1 protein-coding gene is annotated in these 1,520 nt (G+C 59.8%); it reads left to right on the top strand.

The window, feature by feature from the left end; genetic code table 11:
- Nucleotides 1–1,520: molybdopterin dinucleotide binding domain-containing protein (locus QZZ60_RS11405; RefSeq protein WP_295641497.1), on the top strand; the 1,520-nt coding region annotated here is incomplete at both ends.

Here is a 1,520-nt window from a genome sequence, read left to right as displayed (position 1 = left end):
GGTGCTGTGGGGCGCCAACGTCAATGATCTGTATCCGCCCTATACGCGCTGGCTCAAGGCGGCGCGCGATGCCGGAACCAAGATCATCTACATTGATCCGCGCAGAACCCGCACGAGCATCTGGTGCCATACCCAGCTGCGTCCGCAGCCCGGCACCGACGGCATCCTCGCGCTCGGAGCCATCCGCTACATTCTGGAAAAGGGTGCCTACGACGAGGAACGCGCCCGCTTCCAGATCGAGGACTTTGAAAACCTCGCTCCCCAGACGGAAAAGTTCACGCTCGACTACGTGGAATCCATCACCGGTCTCCCGCAGAAGGACATTGCGGCCTTCTACGACGTGCTCGCCGCAAGCAGCAAGACCATCGTATGGCTGGGCGGTTCGCTTTCGCGTCAGACCAACGGCATTGTCACGGACCGCTCGATCATTCTTCTTCAGGCGCTGCGCGACAACCTCATCGGTGAAGGCAAGGGCATGCTCACCTTCCAGAGCGGCAAGCCCGGCGGCGGCGAAGAACTCGTGGATCACTTCTTCGGCGAAAACAATACGCCGAAGATGAACTTCCGCCGTCTGCGCCTGGCCATGGAAAAGAAGAATCTCGACATCCTTTTCCTGAACTCCAGCTACCGCCGCAATCCCGACGCCCTCGGCGTGCGCAAGGCCATCCAGAAGGTGCCCTTTGTGGTACACATGGGCTTCTTCCTCGATGAAGAGTCGGAAGTGTCCACGCTGTTCATTCCCGCCACGTTCGGTCCGGAAAGCCAGGGCTGCGGCTACGGCAACGAAAATCAGGTGGCCTGGCGCGAAAAAATCGTGCAGGCTCCCGGTTCCTGTGTGCCCGCCTGGCAGTTCTATCGCGACATCGGCCGCAAGCTCGATCCGGAACGCTATCCCGATTTCAAGGATCCGGAAGAGATCTGCCGCATGTTGCAGGCCGAGGTTCCTTCCTGGAAGGGCCTGACCATGGAACGCATGCGCAGCTCGTCCACGGTGACGTGGCCGCTTTTCGCCGAAGGCGAAGAAGAGCGCAAGGGCACGGTGTTCACGGAAGGCAAGCTGCTGACGCTTACGGGCAAGATGACCGTTGTGGACAGAGTGTTCGGCGGCATCAACCGCTGGGATTATCCGAAGGGACATCCTTACGGCAAGGACGGCAAGAAAGACTTTCCGCTCATACTTACGCAGGGCAAGCAGCTCTGGCACTGGCAGCAGACCCTGACCAACTTCGCCAGATCCATGGCTCAGTTCTCCAACGGCCGTTTTGTGCAGGTCAACCCCAAGACGGCGGCGGAACTGGGACTCAAGCAGCGCGACCGCGTGATGCTGGAAACCACCATGGGCGGCATTGAGTGCTGGGTCGATATTACGGAAAACGTTCTTCCGGGTGCGGTGTTCACTCCGGCCAACTGCTGCCGGACCACGCCGCTGAAGGAAAACCAGAGCGAATCCATCTGCGATATCCTCCCGAATTACTGGGACCGCATTTCCGCACAGCACAACTGCACGGGATGCCGTCTGA

It is taken from the genome of uncultured Mailhella sp. (assembly GCF_905187505.1).
Classification (GTDB): Bacteria; Desulfobacterota; Desulfovibrionia; order Desulfovibrionales; family Desulfovibrionaceae; genus Mailhella.
The sequence above is the reverse complement of the archived record's forward strand: the minus strand, read 5'-3'. Positions and strand labels throughout refer to the sequence as shown.